Origin of the sequence: Simplicispira lacusdiani, assembly GCF_003604195.1 — a bacterium.
In the GTDB taxonomy this organism is placed as follows: Bacteria; Pseudomonadota; Gammaproteobacteria; order Burkholderiales; family Burkholderiaceae_C; genus Simplicispira; species Simplicispira lacusdiani.
Genome location: NZ_QXGR01000012.1, coordinates 65,145 through 81,968, shown reverse-complemented (window position 1 = coordinate 81,968; position 16,824 = coordinate 65,145). Strand labels below are relative to the sequence as shown.

The following is a 16,824-nucleotide window of genomic DNA, read 5'->3' as shown; positions in this document are numbered from 1 at the left end:
CTCCAGCTCAATGCGCAGCGAAGGTGACGCGGTCGGGCACGGGCTTGGGCTCGCCCAGACGGCTCCACCACGGCATCAGCAGGAAGAAGCCAAAGTAGAACAGCGTGCCCACTTGCGAGACGCGCTCGCCGATCGGCGACGGGGGCTGCACGCCCAGGTAGGCCAGGATCACGAAGTTCACGACGAAGACGGCGTACACGTACTTGTGCCAGCTCGGACGGTAGCGGATCGACTTGACCGGGCTGCAGTCGAGCCAGGGCAGGAAGAACAGGATGATCACGGCGCCGCCCATCACCACCACGCCCCAGAACTTGGCGTCGATGGAGAGCATCAGCACCACGCCCACGGCGGCGGCCACGGCAATGGCGCCCTTGAAGACCGCAGGCATGCGGCCCTTGAGCACGCCGAACGCGGCACCCAGCACCACGCAGGCGATCAGGGCGTACATCATCTCGCTGGTGATGGCGCGCAGCATCGAGTAGAAGGGCGTGAAGTACCAGACCGGGGCGATGTGCGCCGGCGTCACCAGCGGGTCGGCCGGGATGAAGTTGTTGTACTCCAGGAAATAGCCGCCGGCCTCGGGGGCGAAGAACACCACCGCGCTGAAGGCCATCAGGAACAGGCACACGCCCAGGATGTCATGCACCGTGTAGTACGGGTGGAAGGGGATGCCGTCGAGCGGCTTGCCCTTGGCGTCCTTGGGGGCCTTGGGGCCCTTGATCTCGATGCCGTCGGGGTTGTTGGAACCCACGTCGTGCAGCGCCAGCAAGTGCGCCACCACCAGGCCCAGCAGCACCAGCGGCACGGCGATGACGTGGAAGCTGAAGAAGCGGTTCAGCGTGGCGTCGCCCACCACGTAGTCGCCACGGATCAGCAGGGCCAGGTCGGGACCGACGAAGGGAATGGCGGCGAACAGGTTCACGATCACCTGGGCACCCCAGTACGACATCTGGCCCCAGGGCAGCAGGTAGCCCATGAAGGCTTCTGCCATCAGCGCCAGGAAGATGGCGCAGCCGAAGATCCAGACCAGCTCGCGCGGCTTGCGGTAGCTGCCGTAGAGCAGGCCACGGAACATGTGCAGGTAGACGACCACGAAGAACGCGGAAGCACCGGTGGAGTGCATGTAGCGGATCAGCCAGCCCCAGGGCACGTCGCGCATGATGTACTCGACCGACTCGAAGGCCTTGGCGGCGTCGGGCTTGTAGTGCATCACGAGGAAGATGCCGGTGACGATCTGGATCACCAGCACCAGCAGGGCCAGCGAGCCGAAGATGTACCAGAAGTTGAAGTTCTTCGGTGCGTAGTACTCCGACATGTGGACGCGGTAGGCGTCGAATGCCGTGGGGAAGCGGTTTTCGAACCAGTTCGTGAGCTTGGCGCCCGCCGAAGCGTTGGGAGAGATTTCCTTGAATTCAGCCATGGCGTGGTCCTTCAGGCTTTCTTGTCGTCACCGATGAGCAGGCGCGTATCGGACAGGTACATGTGCGGAGGCACTTCGAGGTTGTCGGGCGACGGCTTGTTCTTGAACACGCGGCCGGCCAGGTCGAAGGTCGAACCATGGCAGGGGCAGAGGAAACCGCCCTTCCAGTCATCGGGCAGCGAGGGCTGGGGACCGGGGGTGTATTTTTCCGAGGGCGAGCAGCCCAGGTGCGGGCAGATGCCCACGGCCACGAGGATCTCGGGCTTGATGGAGCGGTGGCCGTTGCGCGCGTAGGGCGGTGTGAACTCGGCGGGCTTGCGCTCGGACTTGGGATCGGCGAGCTGCGCATCGATCTTGGGCAGATCGGCCAGCTGTTCGGGCGTGCGCTTGATGATCCAGACCGGCTTGCCGCGCCATTCGACGATGACACGCTCCCCCGGCTTGAGCGAGGAAATATCCACCTCGACTGCAGCACCGGCGGCCTTGGCCTTCTCCGATGGCTGGAAAGTACTCACGAAAGGAACGGCGGTTGCCACGCCGCCCACAGCGCCCGCGCAGCCGGTCGCGATCAGCCACGTCCGTTTGCTGGAGTCGATTGGAGTGTCACTCATGGGGGTCCTCGATGATCATCGCTAGGGTTGGGTCAACCATAAATTGTAGCGGAGTGAAAAGCGCCAATCCCTCCGCGCGCGCCATGGAAGCGCTTTGGCGCCTTCCGATGCACGGCACGGACAGCCGAATTGATCGATACTTGGCGCATCGTTCGTCTATCGGGAGGTATTTATGGGAATGCTGCAGGAATTCCGCGAATTCGCCGTCAAGGGCAATGTCATCGACCTGGCCGTGGGCGTGATCATCGGCGGCGCGTTCGGCAAGATCGTCGATTCGGTCGTTTCCGACCTGATCATGCCGGTCGTCGGCCTGGTGTTCGGCAAGCTCGATTTCTCCAACCTGTTCCTCGTGCTCGGCACGGCGCCCGAGGGCACGGCCATGACGCTCGATGCGCTCAAGAAGGCCGGCGTTCCGGTGTTCGCCTACGGCAGTTTCATCACCGTGGCGGTGAACTTCCTCATCCTCGCCTTCATCATTTTCATGATGATCAAGCAGATCAACCGCCTCAAGCGCGAAGCACCCGCCGAACCCGCCGCCCCGGCCGCACCGGCACCCACGCCCGAGGACATCGTGCTGCTGCGCGAGATCCGCGACAGCTTGAAGCGCTGATTCAGCCCCCTGCCAGGCGGCGTGCCATGCGCACCGCCTCCACCAGGCTCGATGCGTCGGCCACGCCTTGGCCGGCGATGTCGAAGGCGGTGCCGTGGTCCGGGCTGGTGCGCACCAGCGGCAGCCCCAGCGTGACATTCACGCCCTTGTCCACGCCCAGGTATTTCACGGGAATCAGCCCCTGGTCGTGGTACATGGCCAGCACCACGTCGAATTCACCCGGGTGCCCTGGCGTGTTGCGCGCGCGCATGAACACGGTGTCGGGCGCCAGCGGGCCGGTCACGTCGAGCCCCTGCGCGCGGGCGGCGTCGATGGCGGGCGCGATGACCTCGATCTCCTCGCGGCCGAACAGGCCGCCCTCCCCCGCGTGCGGGTTCAGCCCCGCGACGGCGATGCGCGGCGCGCGGCCCAGGCTGCGCAGGAGGGCATCGTGCGTGATGCGCAGGGTCTGAAGCACGTTGTCATGGGTCACCGCCGCGAGCGCGTCGCGCAACGCGACGTGGATGCTCACAAGCACGGTGCGCAGCTCGTCGCTGGCCAGCATCATGCGCACGGGCATGTCCTGCAAGGCCACGCCCTGGTGCGCCGCCGCCTCGGCCTGCAGCAGCTCGGTGTGGCCTGGAAAATCAACACCGGCCGCGTGCAGGGACTCCTTGTGCAGCGGCGCCGTGACCAGGCCCGCCACTTCACCGCGCAGCGCCGCGCGCGCCGCCCAGACCACGCACTGCGCCGCCGCGCGCCCGGCCTCGGCCGAAATGACGCCGAACGGCACGGGCCCCGGCAGGTCCGGGAGCTGCAGCACCGGCAGGCAGCGCGGCGGCAGGGTCAGCGCCTCATCGAGGGAGGCGATCAGGGCCACGGGCAAGGACGGCTCGCCCGGCCGCACGATGCACTGCGCGGCGCGGCGCAGCGTGGCAACGTCGCCCACGGCGAAGCAGCCGCGCAGGTCGGCCGGCGCGTCGCGGAAGGCCTTGGCCACGATTTCCGGGCCGATGCCGGCCGGATCTCCCTGGGTGATGGCGAGCAGGCGGGGGGATTGGAATGTCATTTTTGAATGAAATTGGCCCGCAGGGCTTATGTATAAAGCGCCACAAGCTATTGAATAAATAGCAAAATCAAGCCGGGTTATCGATCTCGATGAAGACATGCTCCAGCCCGTGCTGCGCCGCGACATGGGCCGCCACGGCGGGCGCTCCGTAGCGCTCGGTGGCATGGTGGCCCGCAGCGATGAAGGCCACGCCGGTCTCGCGCGCCAGATGTGCCTGGGGTTCGGAGATTTCCCCGGTGATGAAGGCATCGGCCCCGGCCGCGATGGCCGCCTCGAAATAGCCTTGCGCGCCGCCACTGCACCAGGCCACGCGCGCGATGGGCCGGTCCACGGCAGGCTGCACCAGCGTGGCGGCGCGCCCCAGCACCCGCTCCACATGGCGCGCCAACGCCTGGGCGCCGTCGTAGCGCACGCCGGCCACGCAGCCCAGGTCTTGCTCGCCAAAGCGCGCATCGGCCGCCCAGCCCAGCTCCTGGCCCAGGCGGGCGTTGTTGCCCAGCTCGGGGTGGGCATCGAGCGGCAGGTGGTAGGCAAACAGGTTGATGTCGTGGGCCAGCAGCCGCTGCAGGCGCTGCTTCATCCAGCCGGTGACGCGGCCGTCCTGGCCGCGCCAGAACAGGCCGTGGTGCACGAAGAGGGCGTCGGCCCGCTCCGCGATGGCCGCGTCGATCAGCGCCTGGCTCGCGGTCACGCCGCTGACGATGCGGCCGATTTCGTTCTTGCCCTCGACCTGCAGGCCGTTGGGGCCGTAGTCCTTGAAGCGCTCGGGTTGCAGCAGCGCGTCGAACGCCTGCCGCAGGGTGTCACGGGAAATGCTCATCCGCCTATTGTCCTGCGGGCGGGGCCGCATTGCTTGCGCGACAATAGCCGTTCGCTTCTATCCGCCCAATTCCATGAAACGCATCTGGCTGCTGTTTTCGCAAACCGTGACGGTGCTGGTCGCGGCCTATTTCGTCGTGGCCACGCTCCAGCCCGACTGGCTCCACCGGGGCGCCACGCGCTCGGGGGCCGGCATCGCGCTCATCCAGGCACCGCCCGGCAACCCGGATCTGCCCGCGCCGGGCAGCCTGAGCGCGGCGGCGCGCAAGGCCGCGCCCGCCGTGGTGAGCATCAACACCAGCAAGGCCCCGGTGCGCGACCCGCGCAGCAACGACCCCTGGTTCCAGTTCTTCTTCGGCGACCAGGGCAACCAGCCGCAGGCAGGCCTGGGCAGCGGCGTCATCATCAGCACCGACGGCTATATCCTGACCAACAACCATGTGGTCGAGGGCGCCGACGAAATCGACATCACGCTGTCCGACAGCCGCCGCGCCCGCGCCCAGGTCATCGGCACCGATCCCGAGACCGACCTGGCCATCCTGAAGATCCAGCTCGACAAGTTGCCGGTCATCGTGCTGGGCGACTCCGATACCCTGTCCGTGGGCGATCAGGTGCTGGCCATCGGCAACCCCTTCGGCGTGGGCCAGACGGTCACCAGCGGCATCGTCAGCGCACTGGGGCGCAGCCAACTGGGCATCAACACTTTCGAGAACTTCATCCAGACCGACGCCGCCATCAACCCCGGCAATTCCGGTGGCGCGCTGGTGGACGTGAACGGCAATCTGCTGGGCATCAACACCGCCATCTACTCGCGCTCGGGCGGCAGCATGGGCATCGGCTTCGCCATCCCCGTGTCCACCGCCAAGATGGTGCTCGACGGCATCGTGCGCGACGGCCAGGTGACGCGCGGCTGGATCGGCGTGGAACCCAGCGAACTCTCGCCCGAGCTGGCCGAGACTTTTGGCGTGAAGGCCACCGAGGGCGTGATCATCACCGGCGTGCTGCAGGCCGGCCCCGCCGCCCAGGGCGGCCTGCGCCCCGGTGACGTGATCGTGCGCGTGGCAGGCAAGGAAACGGCCAGCGTGCCCGCCCTGCTCTCCAGCGTGGCCGCGCTCAAACCCGGAGAAAAGGCGGTCTTCCAGGTGCGGCGCGGCGACCGCTTGCTGGAGGTGGACGTCATACCCGGCGTGCGCCCGCGCCCGCAGCGCGTACCGCAGCGCTGACGGCACAAGGCCCGCGCGCGGCGGGCCTTGCAATGGAGAGACAGGCTTACCGAGGAGACGTTTCCTCGGCGGGCTCAGGCGCTTTGGTGTGCTTGATGAAGATCTGGGCGGCCCAGATGCCCAGTTCGTAGAGCAGGCACATGGGAATGGCCAGCGCCAACTGGGACACCACGTCGGGCGGCGTCACCACCGCGGCGATGATGAAGGCCACCACGATGAAATAGCCTCGGAAATCCTTGAGTTTCTGCACGCTCACCAGGCCCAGGCGCGCCAAAACGATGACCACGATGGGCACCTCGAAGGCCAGGCCGAAGGCGATGAACATGGTCAGCACGAAGCTCAGGTAGGCCTCGATGTCGGGCGCGGCGGTGATGCTCTTGGGTGCGAAGCTCTGGATGAAGCTGAACACCTGGCCGAACACGAAGAAGTAGCAAAAGGCCACGCCCACGAAGAACAGCAGCGTGCTCGACACCACGAGCGGCAGCACCAGGCGCTTCTCATGCGCGTACAGGCCCGGCGCGATGAAGCCCCAGACCTGCCAGAGCACGAAGGGCAGCGCCAGCAGGAAGGCGGACATCAGCAGGATCTTGAGCGGCACCATGAAGGGCGAGATCACCGAGGTGGCGATCAGCGTGGCTCCCTTGGGCAGGTGGGCCACCAGGGGCGCCGCGAGCAGGTCATACAGCGGGCCGGGGCCGGGGAAAAAGAACAGCAGCGCGGCGGCGATGCCGACGGCGATGGCCGCCTTGACCAGGCGGTCGCGCAACTCCATGAGGTGCTGCACGAACGGCTGCTCGGTACCGGCCAGCTCGTCTTCTTTGTTGGGGGTTTCGGACATGTCGGAAATTTGCGGACTTCACGCCCGGCCATGCGGCGCCAGGCGCCGCTGCATCATTGGAATTTCTGTGGCCGGTAGCGCGCCACGCGCGCCGCGCCCGACAGGGCCTTGGTGCGCACACCATTGCGGGATTTGTACCACTGCGGCGTGGCCCCGCGCTTGAGGCGCCAGTTCTTGCCGGGATTGCGGTAGGCGGGCACCACCGACAGGCTGTCCTCGATGGCCGCGCTGGCCTCGCCCGTGGCCTCGGCCCAATCCTTCTCGAAGTCGCTCGCGGCGGTCTGCACCGATTGCTCGACGTCGCGTGCCGCGTTCTCCACCGTTTCCTTCATCTTCTTGAGCTCGTCGAGCTCCATGGAACGGTTGACCTCGGATTTGACGTCCGCCACATAGCGCTGCGCCTTGCCCAGCAAGGTGCCGATGGTGCGTGCCACGCGCGGCAGCTTCTCGGGGCCGATGACGACAAGCGCCACGGCGCCGATCAGCGCCATCTTGGACAGGCCAATATCGATCATGCGTTCACGCGCTCAGCGAAGTCAGCTTTTCTGCTTGGCTTCGACGTCGATGGTGGTCTTCTCGGCCGAGGCATTGCCCGTCACCTGGCCGGCCGGCGGCGTGGGGGGCGTTGCGGCCTCGCTGGCCGCGCCGTCCTTCATGCCGTCCTTGAAACCCTTGACGGCACCACCGAGGTCGGAACCGATGTTCTTGAGCTTCTTGGTGCCAAACACCAGGACGACGATCAGCAGCACGACGAGCCAGTGCCAAATGGAAAAAGAGCCCATGAAATATCTCCTAACGAATTCGGTCCATTTTAGACGGGGCGCGTGACGGAACTGTCATTGACCTTGCAGCCAACGTCAGCCCTTGAGCCAGGGGCGCGGACCGCCGATGACGTGGACATGCAGGTGATGGATCTCCTGCCCGCCCTCCAGCCCGGTGTTCACCACGATGCGGTAGCCGCCCTCGGGATAGGGATTGCAGCCCTGCTCCAGCGCCAGGCGCGGCGCCAGGGCCATCATGCGGCCCAGCAGGCCGGCATGCTCGGGCTGCACCTGGGCCATGGAGGGAATGTGCAGCTTGGGCACCATGAGGAAATGCACCGGTGCCCAGGGATGGATGTCGTGGAAGGCGAAGAGTTCCTCGTCTTCGTACACCTTGCGGGAGGGAATCTGGCCCGCGATGATTTTGCAGAAGAGGCAGTTCGGATCGTGCATGGTCGAATGGAAAGGCGGCAGATGATCGGAAAAGGGTCATGCATTGTGCGCGAGGTTCAGGCTCGCGCGCACGCCCACGTCCTGCCGGTGCGCGGCCAGCCATGCCTGCCCCGCCGTGCGGCCCAGGGCGAAGAGCTGGCGCAGGAAGGCCTGATCGGCGCGCGCCTTGCTGGCGAACCCCAGGCCGGCCAGAGGCGAGCCCCCGTCGATGCGGTGCATGCGCACATCCTTGTAGCGGCGCGGGTCGAGCCGCCCCTCGGCCAGCAGCCGGCGCACGAACTCGATGGCGCGCAGCTCGGCCAGCAGGCTGGCATTGAAGGTCACCTCGTTCATGCGGTCCATGATCTCGGGCACGGTGTCGGGCACGCCGAGGTGCTCGATGGGGTTGATCTGCACCAGCAGGATGTCGCTGCACCCGGTCTGGTAGATCAGCGGGTGCAGGGCCGGGTTGCCCGAGAAACCGCCGTCCCAGTACAGCTCGCCCTCGATCTCGACGGCCTTGAACAGCATTGGCAGGCAGGCCGAGGCCATCACCGCGTCGGCCGACAGGCGCGGGCCGGCAAAAATCTCGCCACGCCCGGTGCGCACATTGGTGGCGCAGACGAACACCTGCGGCACGGCCTGGCGCACCGAGCACAACAGGTCGAAGTCCACCACCCGCTCCAGCAACCGGCGCAGGGGGTTGATGTCGAGGGGATTGGCCTGCGCGGGCGCCAGCCACTGCGTCATGAGCTGCAGCGCCGGAAAGGCCTGCGTGAGCGGCGCGCCCCAGGACAGGCTGCCCATGGCACCCACCCCCTCCCACAGCCGCGCGAGGGTGGCGCGCGCGAGGTCTGCTCCGGCCCGGCGCGCCTCGACCGGGTCCGCGTGCTCGCGGGCCGCCTGGGCGAAGCCATGCGCCATGGCCACGGCATTCATGGCGCCCGCGCTGGTGCCGCTGATGCCCTCGAAATCGAAGCCGCCGTCCTCCAGCAGGGCATCGAGCACGCCCCAGGTGAACGCGCCATGCGAGCCGCCCCCTTGCAGCGCCAGGTTCAGGCGCGGCAGCGGCCGCCCGGACTCAGGCATTGATGGCCCGATCCTGGTTCATGGTCACCATGCCGCGCACGATGCGGTAGAGGAACCAGATCGAGATCAGGCCCCAGGCGATCCAGCCCGGCAACAGGAACAGAAACCACAGGGGCGCCGTCAGCACGTACAGCACCCCGGCCCACAGCACGGTGCGGATGCGCCAGGCATAGTGGCTGGCCTGCCAGGTGCCTTCGGCGTCGCCCTTCTTCACCAGGTCGATCACCAGGGCAACGATGAGCAGCGCGGCCCCCGGCTGCGCTCCCGGGACCACCGCACCCACCGCCACGATCAAGTGCAGCAGGTAGCTGACCCAGCCCCAGGCCTTGAGGCCCTCGGCGCGCTCCGCGCGGGTCTGGACGTCGATGATGTCGTCGTTCATGGGGCGTCTCCTTCCTGGCGTGGATCGTGCCGGCGTTCGTTACTTGCGCGCGGCCTTCTCCGCGATGCCGCTGGTGCCTTCGCGGCGCTCCAGCTCGGCCAGCACGTCGGCCGGACCCAGGCCGTAGTGCGCCAGCGCGATCAGGGAATGGAACCACAGATCGGCCACCTCGTAAACCAGCTTGGCCGGGTCGGCGCCATGGTCCACGTCCTTGGCGGACATCACCACCTCGGTGGCTTCCTCGCCGATCTTCTTCAGGAAGGCGTCCGGACCCTTGTGCAGCAGGCGCGCCACATAGCTGGTCTCGGGGTCGCCGCCCTGGGCGGCCTTGCGGCTCTCGATGGTGGCGGCCACGCGGGCCAGGGTGTCGGAGCTTGTCATGGGGATCATTTGTAGATGGTTTGGGGGTCTTTCAAGACCGGATCGGCCGGCTGCCAGACACCATCCCGCAGCACGCTGTAGAAGCAGCTGTGGCGACCGGTATGGCAGGCGATGCCGGGATCGTGGCCCAGCTGGGTGACCTTGAGCAGCAGCACGTCGTTGTCGCAGTCGATGCGGATCTCGTGCACGGTCTGCACATGGCCCGATTCCTCGCCCTTGAACCAGAGCTTGCCGCGCGAGCGGCTGAAATACACCGCCCGCCCCAGCTCGGCGGTTTTCTGGAGCGCCTCGCGGTCCATCCAGGCGAACATCAGCACGTCGCCCGTGTCTTTTTCCTGCGCGATCACGGGCACCAGGCCCTGCGCGTCCCATTTCACTTCGTTGAGCCAGTTCATGGGGCCCATTGTCGGTGATTTGGGCGGGGCCCCGGCCCCGCACCGGCCTCAGCGCACCTGCGGTACGAACGAGCGCGCCGCCTGCACCGCCCCGGCGCCCATGGCCGCGCCGAAACGCTTGGCCAGGCGCTCGGCGACATTCTCGCGGCGCGTGTAATCAATGATTTCCTCGGCCTTGATGACCTCGCGGGCCACGAAGTCCAGGCTGCCGAGCTGGTCGGCCAGGCCCAGCTCGACGGCCTGCTGCCCCGTCCAGAACAGGCCGCTGAAGGTTTCCTGCGTGGCCTTGAGCCGCTCGCCCCGGCCTTCCTTGACGACCGTGATGAATTGCTGGTGGATCTGGTCGAGCATGGTCTGGGCGAAGGCGCGCTGCTTCTCGGTCTGCGGACTGAACGGGTCGAGGAAGCCCTTGTTCTCGCCCGCCGTGAGCAGGCGGCGCTCGACGCCCAGCTTTTCCATGGTGCCGGTGAAGCCGAAACCGTCCATCAGCACGCCGATGCTGCCCACGATGCTGGCCTTGTCCACGTAGATGTCGTCGGCCGCGGCGGCGATGTAGTAGGCCGCCGAGGCGCAGGTTTCCTCGACCACGGCGTAGACCGGCTTGCCGTGCTTGGCCTTGAGGCGGCGCACCTCGTCGTTGATGATGCCGGCCTGCACCGGGCTGCCGCCGGGCGAATCGATGAGCAGCACCACGCCGCGCGAGCCTTCGTCCTCGAAGGCACTGCGCATGGCCGCCACCACGTTGTCGGCGCTGGCGTCGGTGCCCGCGGCGATCTCGCCCTTGATGTCCACCACGGCCGTGTGCGGCGCGCTCTTGCTCGCGGTGGCCGCCATCTCGCGCGACATCACGACCCAGGCCACGATGACGAAGAACACCAGCCAGCACAACCGCGTGAAGGTGCGCCAGCGGCGCGCGGCGCGCTGCTCGTTCAGCGCGGCGAAGGCCAGTTTCTCCAGCACACCGCGCTCCCAGCCGGGGGCTCCGGGCGCCGGCTCTTTCGCTCCTGTATTAGGAGCTGCTTGCGCCCACAGATCGGGCGTTGCAGATGGTTTTTGCTCAGATCCGCCGGAAGGGAACTGGTTCGGCTCGGTCATGTCAGAACTCGATGGGCTGGAGGTGGTTCGCAGTATGCCAGTGGACCATGCCATCGCGTTCGGTGAGGGCGATCTTCACCAGGCCGCCCCGGCAGGGGCCGGCCACGCAGGTGCCGGTGTCGGGCGCGTAGGTGGCGCCGTGGGTGGCGCACATCAGCCAGCGGCCGCTGTCGTCGAAGAAGCGGTTCTCCTGGTAGTCCATTTCCATGGGCACATGGGCGCAGCGGTTGAGGTAGGCGTGCGCCCGGCCCTGGAAGCGGATGGCGAAGGCGCGGCAGGTCTGGCCGGCATAGACCACGTCGAAGGGCACGGCGAGACCACCGTCCCGCAGGTCGGTGCTGGCGCACAGGGGAATGGCTTGGGAGAGATCGGTCGTCATCGGGGAATCGTCAGGCTTCACGCATGAGCCAGCCATGCAGGTCGGCCACGGAATGCGCCACGTGCAGAGGGCCGAGCGCGGCGAAGGCATCTGGCTCGTGGGCACCATAGCTCACGCCCACGCTGGCGCAGCCGGCGTTGAGCGCCATCTGCAGGTCGTGCGTGGTGTCGCCCACCATCAGCACGCGCTCGGGCGGCACGTCGAATTCCGCCATCAGCTCCTGCAGCATCAGCGGGTGGGGCTTGCCGGCCGTCTCGTCGGCGGTGCGCGAGCCGTCGAACACGCCGCGCAGGCTCACGCTGTGCAGCGCTTCGTCCAGGCCGCGCCGGCTCTTGCCGGTGGCCACGGCGAGCAGGTGGCCGCGCTCGCGCAGCCCGGCCAGCAGCGGCAGCACGCCGTCGAACAGGCTCAGGTCGTCCTGGTGGCGCGCGTAGTGGTAGCGGTAGCGCAGGTTGAGTTCGGGGTATTTTTCCGGCGGCACGTCGGGCGCGGCATGCGCCAGGGCCTGGGTCAGCGCCATGCCGATCACGTAGGCGGCATCCTGGTGGCTGGGCACGGTGCCGCCCACGTCGCGCACGGCCTCCTGGATGCTGCGCACGATGATGGCGGTGGAATCGAACAGCGTGCCATCCCAGTCGAAAGCGACCAGGTCAAAGCGGCGAGAGCGGTGGACAGGGTTCATGGGGCGGGCGGCGCAAAAGGGGCCAAGTCGGGCGGCAGGGGCGCGAGCAACGCGATGCGCTCGCCGCTGGCGGGGTGGTTGAACTGCAGGCGCCAGGCATGCAGGAACATGCGCTTGAGCCCCTGCTTGTGCAGGCGGCGGTTGAGGTCAAAATCGCCGTATTTCTCGTCGCCGGCGATGGGATGGCCCTGGCTGGCCAGGTGCACGCGGATCTGGTGCGTGCGCCCGGTCTTGATGGTGACTTCGAGCAGCGAGAACGCCGGCAGCCCCTCGTCCGGCCGCGCCTCCATGGTGGAGCGCACCTTGACCAGGGTGATGGAACGCATGCCGTCGGGGTCGTCCGGGGTGGTGACGCGCACGCGGCGCTCGCCGTCCGCCTGCAAATACTTGTGCAGCGGCGAGTCGATCACCTTCTTGTTGGCGGGCCAGGCGCCGATGACGAGCGCCAGGTAGGTCTTGCCGGTCTCGCGCTCGCGGAACTGGTCCTGCAGGTGCGTGAGCGCGCTGCGTTTCTTGGCAACGAGCAGGATGCCCGAGGTCTCGCGGTCGAGCCGGTGCACCAGTTCCAGGAATTTCGCCTGCGGCCGCGCCTGGCGCAGTTGTTCGATCACGCCAAAACTGACGCCGCTACCGCCGTGCACGGCCGTGCCGGCGGGCTTGTCGATGGCGATGAGGTGCTCATCCTCCAGCAGCAGGGGGAATTCGCGCGCGGGCGCGGGGCGCTCGGCCTTCTCGGCGATCTTGTCGGACACGCGCACCGGCGGCAGACGCACCTGGTCGCCTTCCTGCACACGCGTGTCGGCACTGGCCCGGCCCTTGTTGATGCGCACCTCGCCACTGCGGATGATGCGGTAGACATGGGTCTTGGGCACGCCCTTGAGATGGCGCAGCAGGAAGTTGTCCAGCCGCTGGCCCGCCGAATCGGCGTCGACGCCGATCAGGCGCGCGGCGGGAGCCCCGCTGGCGGCCGGGGGTACGGGATGACCGGGGCGGTGCGAAGCCGGTTTGGCCCCTATAATGTGTTTCACCTGCGCAGTGTTTTGTAAGTGGTTGATTCGTCTGGAGTTTAGTCCACACGGCCATTTCCCCGCGCGCAGGCAGGTCGATGCCGGCGGGCGTCGTGCATGCAGATGACAGGCCAGTTGCCTGCCATGGCCTGCGCGCCGCACGGGTGGCTGACTCATTGGAACACTGATACGGAATACCCCCATCTGGCAGGCGACCCTACCCGGGCCCCGGCTGCCAGCGGATCAAAGCGAACATGTTGGCACTGGTGATGATGTTTCAATCCCTCTGGCGGTGGCGTCTGCCCCTGCCATGGGCATTGAATCGCACGGCAGCGCCCATCCCGCCTGCGCAGAAAGCTATTTATTTCATAGCGCATCTGCACATCCCCAGGCTCGCCCCCATCCACGCGCCCCCGCCACCACCCGCGCTGCGAAAAGCCGCGCGGGGCGTGCTGGCATAAGCGGCAATTCCCTTCGTTCCAGAGCGTCAGTCCAGGCATCGTTGGCTCCAGCAGAGCCTGTTTGTGTTTGGATCACGGGTCCGCAGCGCGGCGGCATGACTGTTGCCGCGCCGCCCTCCCGCGTACAAGAAGAAGGAATCGCATCATGAAGCGGATGCTCATCAACGCCACGCAAGCCGAAGAACGGCGCCTGGCCATCGTCGACGGACAGAAGCTCCTCGACTACGAAATCGAGATCGAAGGGCGCGAGCAGCGCAAGGGCAACATCTACAAGGCGGTCGTCACCCGCGTCGAGCCTTCGCTGGAGGCCTGCTTCGTCGACTACGGCGAGGACCGCCACGGCTTCCTGCCCTTCAAGGAAATCGCGCGCCAGTATTTCGCCCCCGGCGTCTCGCCCAGCCAGGCGCGCATCAACGACGTCATCAAGGAAGGCCAGGAGCTGCTGGTCCAGGTCGAGAAGGAAGAGCGCGGCAACAAGGGCGCGGCCCTGACCACCTTCATCAGCCTGGCCGGCCGCTACGTGGTGCTGATGCCCAACAACCCGCGCGGCGGCGGTGTCTCGCGCCGCATCGAGGGCGAGGACCGCGCCGAGCTGAAGGAGGCGATGGACCAGTTGGAGTACCCCAACGGCATGTCCATCATCGCGCGCACCGCCGGCATCGGCCGCAGCGCCCCCGAGCTGCAGTGGGACCTGAACTACCTGCTCAAGCTCTGGAACGCCATCGACGGCGCCGCCAAGGGCGGCAAGGGCGCTTTCCTGATCTACCAGGAATCGAGCCTGGTGATCCGCGCCATCCGCGACTACTTCAACAACGACATCGGTGACATCCTTATCGACACCGACGACATCTACGAGCAGGCGCACCAGTTCATGGCGCACGTCATGCCCGAGCATGCCGGCAAGGTCAAGCGCTACCGCGACGACGCGGCCCTGTTCAGCCGCTTCCAGATCGAGCACCAGATCGAATCCGCCTACGCCCGCACCGTGAGCCTGCCGTCCGGCGGCGCCATCGTGATCGACCACACCGAGGCACTGGTGTCCGTGGACGTGAACTCGGCCCGCGCCATCAAGGGCGGCGACATCGAGGAAACCGCCACCCGCACCAACCTGGAAGCCGCCGACGAAGTGGCGCGCCAGATGCGCCTGCGCGACCTGGGCGGCCTGATCGTGATCGACTTCATCGACATGGAAGAGTCGAAGAACCGCCGCGAAGTGGAAAACCGCCTGCGCGACGCGCTGCGCCAGGACCGCGCCCGCGTGCAGTTCGGCACCATCTCCAAGTTCGGTCTCATGGAAATGAGCCGCCAGCGCCTCAAGCCCGCGCTGAGCGAAGGCTCGTCCATCCCCTGCCCGCGCTGCGGCGGCGCCGGCCACATCCGCGACACGGAAAGCTCCGCGCTGCAGATCCTGCGCATCATCCAGGAAGAGTCCATGAAGGACAACACCGCCGCCGTGCACTGCCAGGTGCCGGTGGAAGTGGCCTCCTTCCTGCTCAACGAGAAGCGCACCGAGATCGCCAAGATCGAACTCAAGCAGCGCGTGGCCGTGCTGATGGTGCCCAACAAGACGCTGGAAACCCCCAACTACCGCCTGGAACGCCTCAAGCACGACGACCCACGCCTGGACCACCTGGACGCCAGCTACAAGCTCGCCGAGGAGTTCGAGGACCCGACCTCCGTCACGCGCCGCTCGCAGGAGCCCACCAACAAGCAGACGCCCGTGATCAAGGGCGTGCTGCCCGACGCGCCCGCTCCCCAGGCACCGGTCCGTGCCGAAGAGCCGGCCCGCGCGCCGCGCAGCCCGCAAAAGCCCGCCGCGCAGCCCCAGGCCGCTCGCCCGGCCACGCCCGCTCCCCAGGCCGCTGCGCCCCAGGAGCAGGGCTTCTTCGGCTGGATCAAGAGCCTGTTCGGCATGGGCGAGGCGCCTGCCGCCGTGCCCGCCCCGGCCGCGGCACCCACGGCGGAAACACCGGCCCGCGAACCGCGCCGCGACGGACGCAGCGGCGAAGGCCGAGGCCGTCGTGGCGAACGCGGTGAGCGTGGTGAGCGTGGTGAGCGTGGCGAACGCAATGGCGAACGCAGCGCCCCCCGTGGCGAAGGCAACGGCAACGGCGAAGGCCGAGGCCGCCGTGGCGAGCGCGGCGAGCGCCCCGCCGAGGCGCGCAACCCGGAAAACCGCCCGCCGCGCGAGAACCGTGAAGGGCGCGAAGGCGGCCGGGGCCGCCGCGACGGCGCCGAGGCCCGCCCGGCCGCCGAGCAACAACCCCTGCAAAGCACGGCCCAGACCGGGGAAGCCGTCGTGGTGGTGCAAGCCGGCACCGAAGCCTCCGTGGAAGCCCGCAACGAAGCCCGTGGCGAACGCGCGCCGCGCGGCGGCCGGCGTGAGCGCGGCCCGCGCGGCGAAGGCCGCGAGCGCCAGCCCCGCGCCCCGGAAGGCCAGGCCGCAGACTTCGCCGACACGGCCCCCCTGGCCTCGCTACCCGACCTGGACCTGACCGGCAATGAAACGGCCCCGGGCGCCCCCGCCGCCGAAGGCGAGGAGCGCCGTGAGCGCCGTTCGCGCGACCGTTACGGCCGCGACCGCCAGCGTGGCGAACGCGGCGAACGCCAGGAGCGGAGCGAGCAGCGCCAGGAGGCCCCGGCCGAAGGCGCCCTGCTCGACTTCAACCTCGAAGGCGCCGCCGCCGAGCCCGTGGTCACCCAGGAGTCGCCGCGCCGCAGCTACTTCAACGCGCCCGCCGCGGCCCCGGCGGCCATGGCACCGGCTACCCCCGAGCCAGCGCCCGAGCGCGCCGAGCCCGTGGCCGCCGCGCCTGCCGCCGTAGCCCCCCCGACCCCGGCCCCCGTGGCGGCGGCTCCCGCAGCGGCGGACACCGGCAACGGCGCCATGCCCGCGGTGCGCCCCTACGCGCTGCCGGTCGAGGAAATGCAGCAGATCGCCCAGGGCTCCGGCCTGCAGTGGGTGCTATCGGACGCCGGCAAGGTGGCCGCCGTGCAGGCCGCCATCGCCGCCGAGCCGCGCCCGGTGCGCGTGCCGCGCGAGCGCCCGCCCGCCGTGGTGCTCGACGACGGCCCGCTGGTGCTGGTGGAAACCCGCCGCGACCTGCGCGACATGCAGCTGCCCTTCGAGCAGGCCCCCAACGCCTGACCCCGCCCGTGCAGGAGACGCCCACGGGGCGTCCCTGTCCGAA

Annotated in this window: 19 protein-coding genes; 3 read left to right on the top strand and 16 right to left on the bottom strand. The window is 68.0% G+C overall.

Annotated elements, in window-relative coordinates; all coding sequences use genetic code 11:
* Window positions 1–7: 7 nt before the first annotated feature.
* Both D8S75_RS15330 and petA read right to left on the bottom strand, forming a co-directional pair.
* The gene (locus tag D8S75_RS15330; RefSeq protein WP_119967223.1) at window positions 8–1,420 is read right to left on the bottom strand and encodes a cytochrome b; all 1,413 of its coding nucleotides are present in this window, start codon (window positions 1,418–1,420) and stop codon (window positions 8–10) included.
* An 11-nt stretch (window positions 1,421–1,431) separates the two neighbouring features.
* Window positions 1,432–2,031, bottom strand: a complete 600-nt coding sequence (gene petA, locus D8S75_RS15325; protein ID WP_119967222.1) for a ubiquinol-cytochrome c reductase iron-sulfur subunit — start codon at window positions 2,029–2,031, stop codon at window positions 1,432–1,434.
* A 172-nt stretch (window positions 2,032–2,203) separates the two neighbouring features.
* On the opposite strand from petA, the gene mscL reads away from it, so the two are divergent.
* The gene (mscL, locus tag D8S75_RS15320) at window positions 2,204–2,641 is read left to right on the top strand and encodes a large conductance mechanosensitive channel protein MscL (protein ID WP_119967221.1); all 438 of its coding nucleotides are present in this window, start codon (window positions 2,204–2,206) and stop codon (window positions 2,639–2,641) included.
* Between the two features lies 1 nt (window position 2,642).
* On the opposite strand, the gene pdxA is transcribed toward mscL, so the two are convergent.
* The gene (pdxA, locus tag D8S75_RS15315) at window positions 2,643–3,689 is read right to left on the bottom strand and encodes a 4-hydroxythreonine-4-phosphate dehydrogenase PdxA (RefSeq protein ID WP_119967220.1); all 1,047 of its coding nucleotides are present in this window, start codon (window positions 3,687–3,689) and stop codon (window positions 2,643–2,645) included.
* Between the two features lie 67 nt (window positions 3,690–3,756).
* Window positions 3,757–4,509, bottom strand: coding sequence for a Nif3-like dinuclear metal center hexameric protein (locus D8S75_RS15310; protein WP_119967219.1), 753 nt, complete (start codon window positions 4,507–4,509; stop codon window positions 3,757–3,759).
* A gap of 73 nt (window positions 4,510–4,582) precedes the next feature.
* Here D8S75_RS15310 and D8S75_RS15305 point away from each other — a divergent pair, with 73 nt between their 5' ends.
* Window positions 4,583–5,731: a trypsin-like peptidase domain-containing protein gene (locus D8S75_RS15305; RefSeq protein WP_119967218.1), complete on the top strand. Its 1,149-nt coding sequence runs from the start codon at window positions 4,583–4,585 to the stop codon at window positions 5,729–5,731.
* Window positions 5,732–5,777: 46 nt separating this feature from the next.
* Here the strand turns inward: D8S75_RS15305 and tatC are convergent, their stop codons facing one another.
* From tatC to D8S75_RS15245, 12 genes are all read right to left on the bottom strand, one after another.
* Window positions 5,778–6,569 (bottom strand): twin-arginine translocase subunit TatC, encoded by a 792-nt coding sequence (gene tatC / locus D8S75_RS15300; RefSeq protein WP_119967217.1) that lies wholly within the window; start codon window positions 6,567–6,569, stop codon window positions 5,778–5,780.
* Between the two features lie 53 nt (window positions 6,570–6,622).
* A complete protein-coding gene (gene tatB / locus D8S75_RS15295) occupies window positions 6,623–7,084 on the bottom strand; it encodes a Sec-independent protein translocase protein TatB (protein ID WP_119967216.1) in 462 nt (153 codons plus the stop codon).
* 21 nt (window positions 7,085–7,105) lie between these two features.
* Complete coding sequence (tatA, locus tag D8S75_RS15290; protein WP_119967215.1) at window positions 7,106–7,351, bottom strand: Sec-independent protein translocase subunit TatA; 246 nt, start codon at window positions 7,349–7,351, stop codon at window positions 7,106–7,108.
* 75 nt (window positions 7,352–7,426) lie between these two features.
* On the bottom strand, window positions 7,427–7,783 hold the full coding sequence (locus D8S75_RS15285; protein WP_119967214.1) for a histidine triad nucleotide-binding protein: 357 nt from the start codon (window positions 7,781–7,783) through the stop codon (window positions 7,427–7,429).
* Window positions 7,784–7,819: 36 nt separating this feature from the next.
* A complete protein-coding gene (locus D8S75_RS15280; protein ID WP_119967213.1) occupies window positions 7,820–8,851 on the bottom strand; it encodes a patatin-like phospholipase family protein in 1,032 nt (343 codons plus the stop codon).
* Complete coding sequence (locus D8S75_RS15275) at window positions 8,844–9,233, bottom strand: DUF4870 family protein (RefSeq protein ID WP_119967212.1); 390 nt, start codon at window positions 9,231–9,233, stop codon at window positions 8,844–8,846. Before D8S75_RS15275 ends, D8S75_RS15280 begins: the two co-directional genes overlap by 8 nt.
* A 39-nt stretch (window positions 9,234–9,272) precedes the next feature.
* Window positions 9,273–9,614: a phosphoribosyl-ATP diphosphatase gene (locus tag D8S75_RS15270; protein ID WP_119967260.1), complete on the bottom strand. Its 342-nt coding sequence runs from the start codon at window positions 9,612–9,614 to the stop codon at window positions 9,273–9,275.
* Between the two features lie 5 nt (window positions 9,615–9,619).
* The gene (gene hisI / locus D8S75_RS15265) at window positions 9,620–10,018 is read right to left on the bottom strand and encodes a phosphoribosyl-AMP cyclohydrolase (protein ID WP_198673224.1); all 399 of its coding nucleotides are present in this window, start codon (window positions 10,016–10,018) and stop codon (window positions 9,620–9,622) included.
* Window positions 10,019–10,057: 39 nt separating this feature from the next.
* Window positions 10,058–11,104, bottom strand: a complete 1,047-nt coding sequence (locus tag D8S75_RS15260; RefSeq protein ID WP_119967211.1) for a S49 family peptidase — start codon at window positions 11,102–11,104, stop codon at window positions 10,058–10,060.
* Window position 11,105: 1 nt separating this feature from the next.
* Window positions 11,106–11,483, bottom strand: a complete 378-nt coding sequence (locus D8S75_RS15255) for a Rieske (2Fe-2S) protein (protein WP_119967210.1) — start codon at window positions 11,481–11,483, stop codon at window positions 11,106–11,108.
* Window positions 11,484–11,493: 10 nt separating this feature from the next.
* Window positions 11,494–12,165 carry an HAD family hydrolase gene (locus tag D8S75_RS15250; protein WP_119967209.1) on the bottom strand — a complete coding sequence of 224 codons (672 nt, stop codon included), beginning with the start codon at window positions 12,163–12,165 and terminating at the stop codon, window positions 11,494–11,496.
* Complete coding sequence (locus tag D8S75_RS15245) at window positions 12,162–13,193, bottom strand: RluA family pseudouridine synthase (RefSeq protein WP_119967208.1); 1,032 nt, start codon at window positions 13,191–13,193, stop codon at window positions 12,162–12,164. The genes D8S75_RS15250 and D8S75_RS15245 overlap by 4 nt, the downstream gene beginning before the upstream one ends.
* A 585-nt stretch (window positions 13,194–13,778) precedes the next feature.
* Here D8S75_RS15245 and D8S75_RS15240 point away from each other — a divergent pair.
* Complete coding sequence (locus D8S75_RS15240; RefSeq protein WP_119967207.1) at window positions 13,779–16,781, top strand: Rne/Rng family ribonuclease; 3,003 nt, start codon at window positions 13,779–13,781, stop codon at window positions 16,779–16,781.
* Window positions 16,782–16,824 lie beyond the last annotated feature (43 nt).

Excerpts from the sequence above, each read along its gene's own strand:
- D8S75_RS15260 (WP_119967211.1), bottom strand. The coding sequence starts at position 11,104 with ATGACCGAGCCGAACCAGTTCCCTTCCGGCGGATCTGAGCAAAAACCA.
- D8S75_RS15280 (WP_119967213.1), bottom strand. The coding sequence starts at position 8,851 with ATGCCTGAGTCCGGGCGGCCGCTGCCGCGCCTGAACCTGGCGCTGCAA.
- D8S75_RS15310 (WP_119967219.1), bottom strand. The coding sequence starts at position 4,509 with ATGAGCATTTCCCGTGACACCCTGCGGCAGGCGTTCGACGCGCTGCTG.
- petA (WP_119967222.1), bottom strand. The coding sequence starts at position 2,031 with ATGAGTGACACTCCAATCGACTCCAGCAAACGGACGTGGCTGATCGCG.
- D8S75_RS15305 (WP_119967218.1), top strand. The coding sequence starts at position 4,583 with ATGAAACGCATCTGGCTGCTGTTTTCGCAAACCGTGACGGTGCTGGTC.
- tatB (WP_119967216.1), bottom strand. The coding sequence starts at position 7,084 with ATGATCGATATTGGCCTGTCCAAGATGGCGCTGATCGGCGCCGTGGCG.
- D8S75_RS15275 (WP_119967212.1), bottom strand. The coding sequence starts at position 9,233 with ATGAACGACGACATCATCGACGTCCAGACCCGCGCGGAGCGCGCCGAG.
- tatC (WP_119967217.1), bottom strand. The coding sequence starts at position 6,569 with ATGTCCGAAACCCCCAACAAAGAAGACGAGCTGGCCGGTACCGAGCAG.
- D8S75_RS15250 (WP_119967209.1), bottom strand. The coding sequence starts at position 12,165 with ATGAACCCTGTCCACCGCTCTCGCCGCTTTGACCTGGTCGCTTTCGAC.
- hisI (WP_198673224.1), bottom strand. The coding sequence starts at position 10,018 with ATGGGCCCCATGAACTGGCTCAACGAAGTGAAATGGGACGCGCAGGGC.
- D8S75_RS15270 (WP_119967260.1), bottom strand. The coding sequence starts at position 9,614 with ATGACAAGCTCCGACACCCTGGCCCGCGTGGCCGCCACCATCGAGAGC.
- D8S75_RS15330 (WP_119967223.1), bottom strand. The coding sequence starts at position 1,420 with ATGGCTGAATTCAAGGAAATCTCTCCCAACGCTTCGGCGGGCGCCAAG.
- D8S75_RS15255 (WP_119967210.1), bottom strand. The coding sequence starts at position 11,483 with ATGACGACCGATCTCTCCCAAGCCATTCCCCTGTGCGCCAGCACCGAC.
- D8S75_RS15285 (WP_119967214.1), bottom strand. The coding sequence starts at position 7,783 with ATGCACGATCCGAACTGCCTCTTCTGCAAAATCATCGCGGGCCAGATT.
- pdxA (WP_119967220.1), bottom strand. The coding sequence starts at position 3,689 with ATGACATTCCAATCCCCCCGCCTGCTCGCCATCACCCAGGGAGATCCG.
- mscL (WP_119967221.1), top strand. The coding sequence starts at position 2,204 with ATGGGAATGCTGCAGGAATTCCGCGAATTCGCCGTCAAGGGCAATGTC.
- tatA (WP_119967215.1), bottom strand. The coding sequence starts at position 7,351 with ATGGGCTCTTTTTCCATTTGGCACTGGCTCGTCGTGCTGCTGATCGTC.
- D8S75_RS15240 (WP_119967207.1), top strand. The coding sequence starts at position 13,779 with ATGAAGCGGATGCTCATCAACGCCACGCAAGCCGAAGAACGGCGCCTG.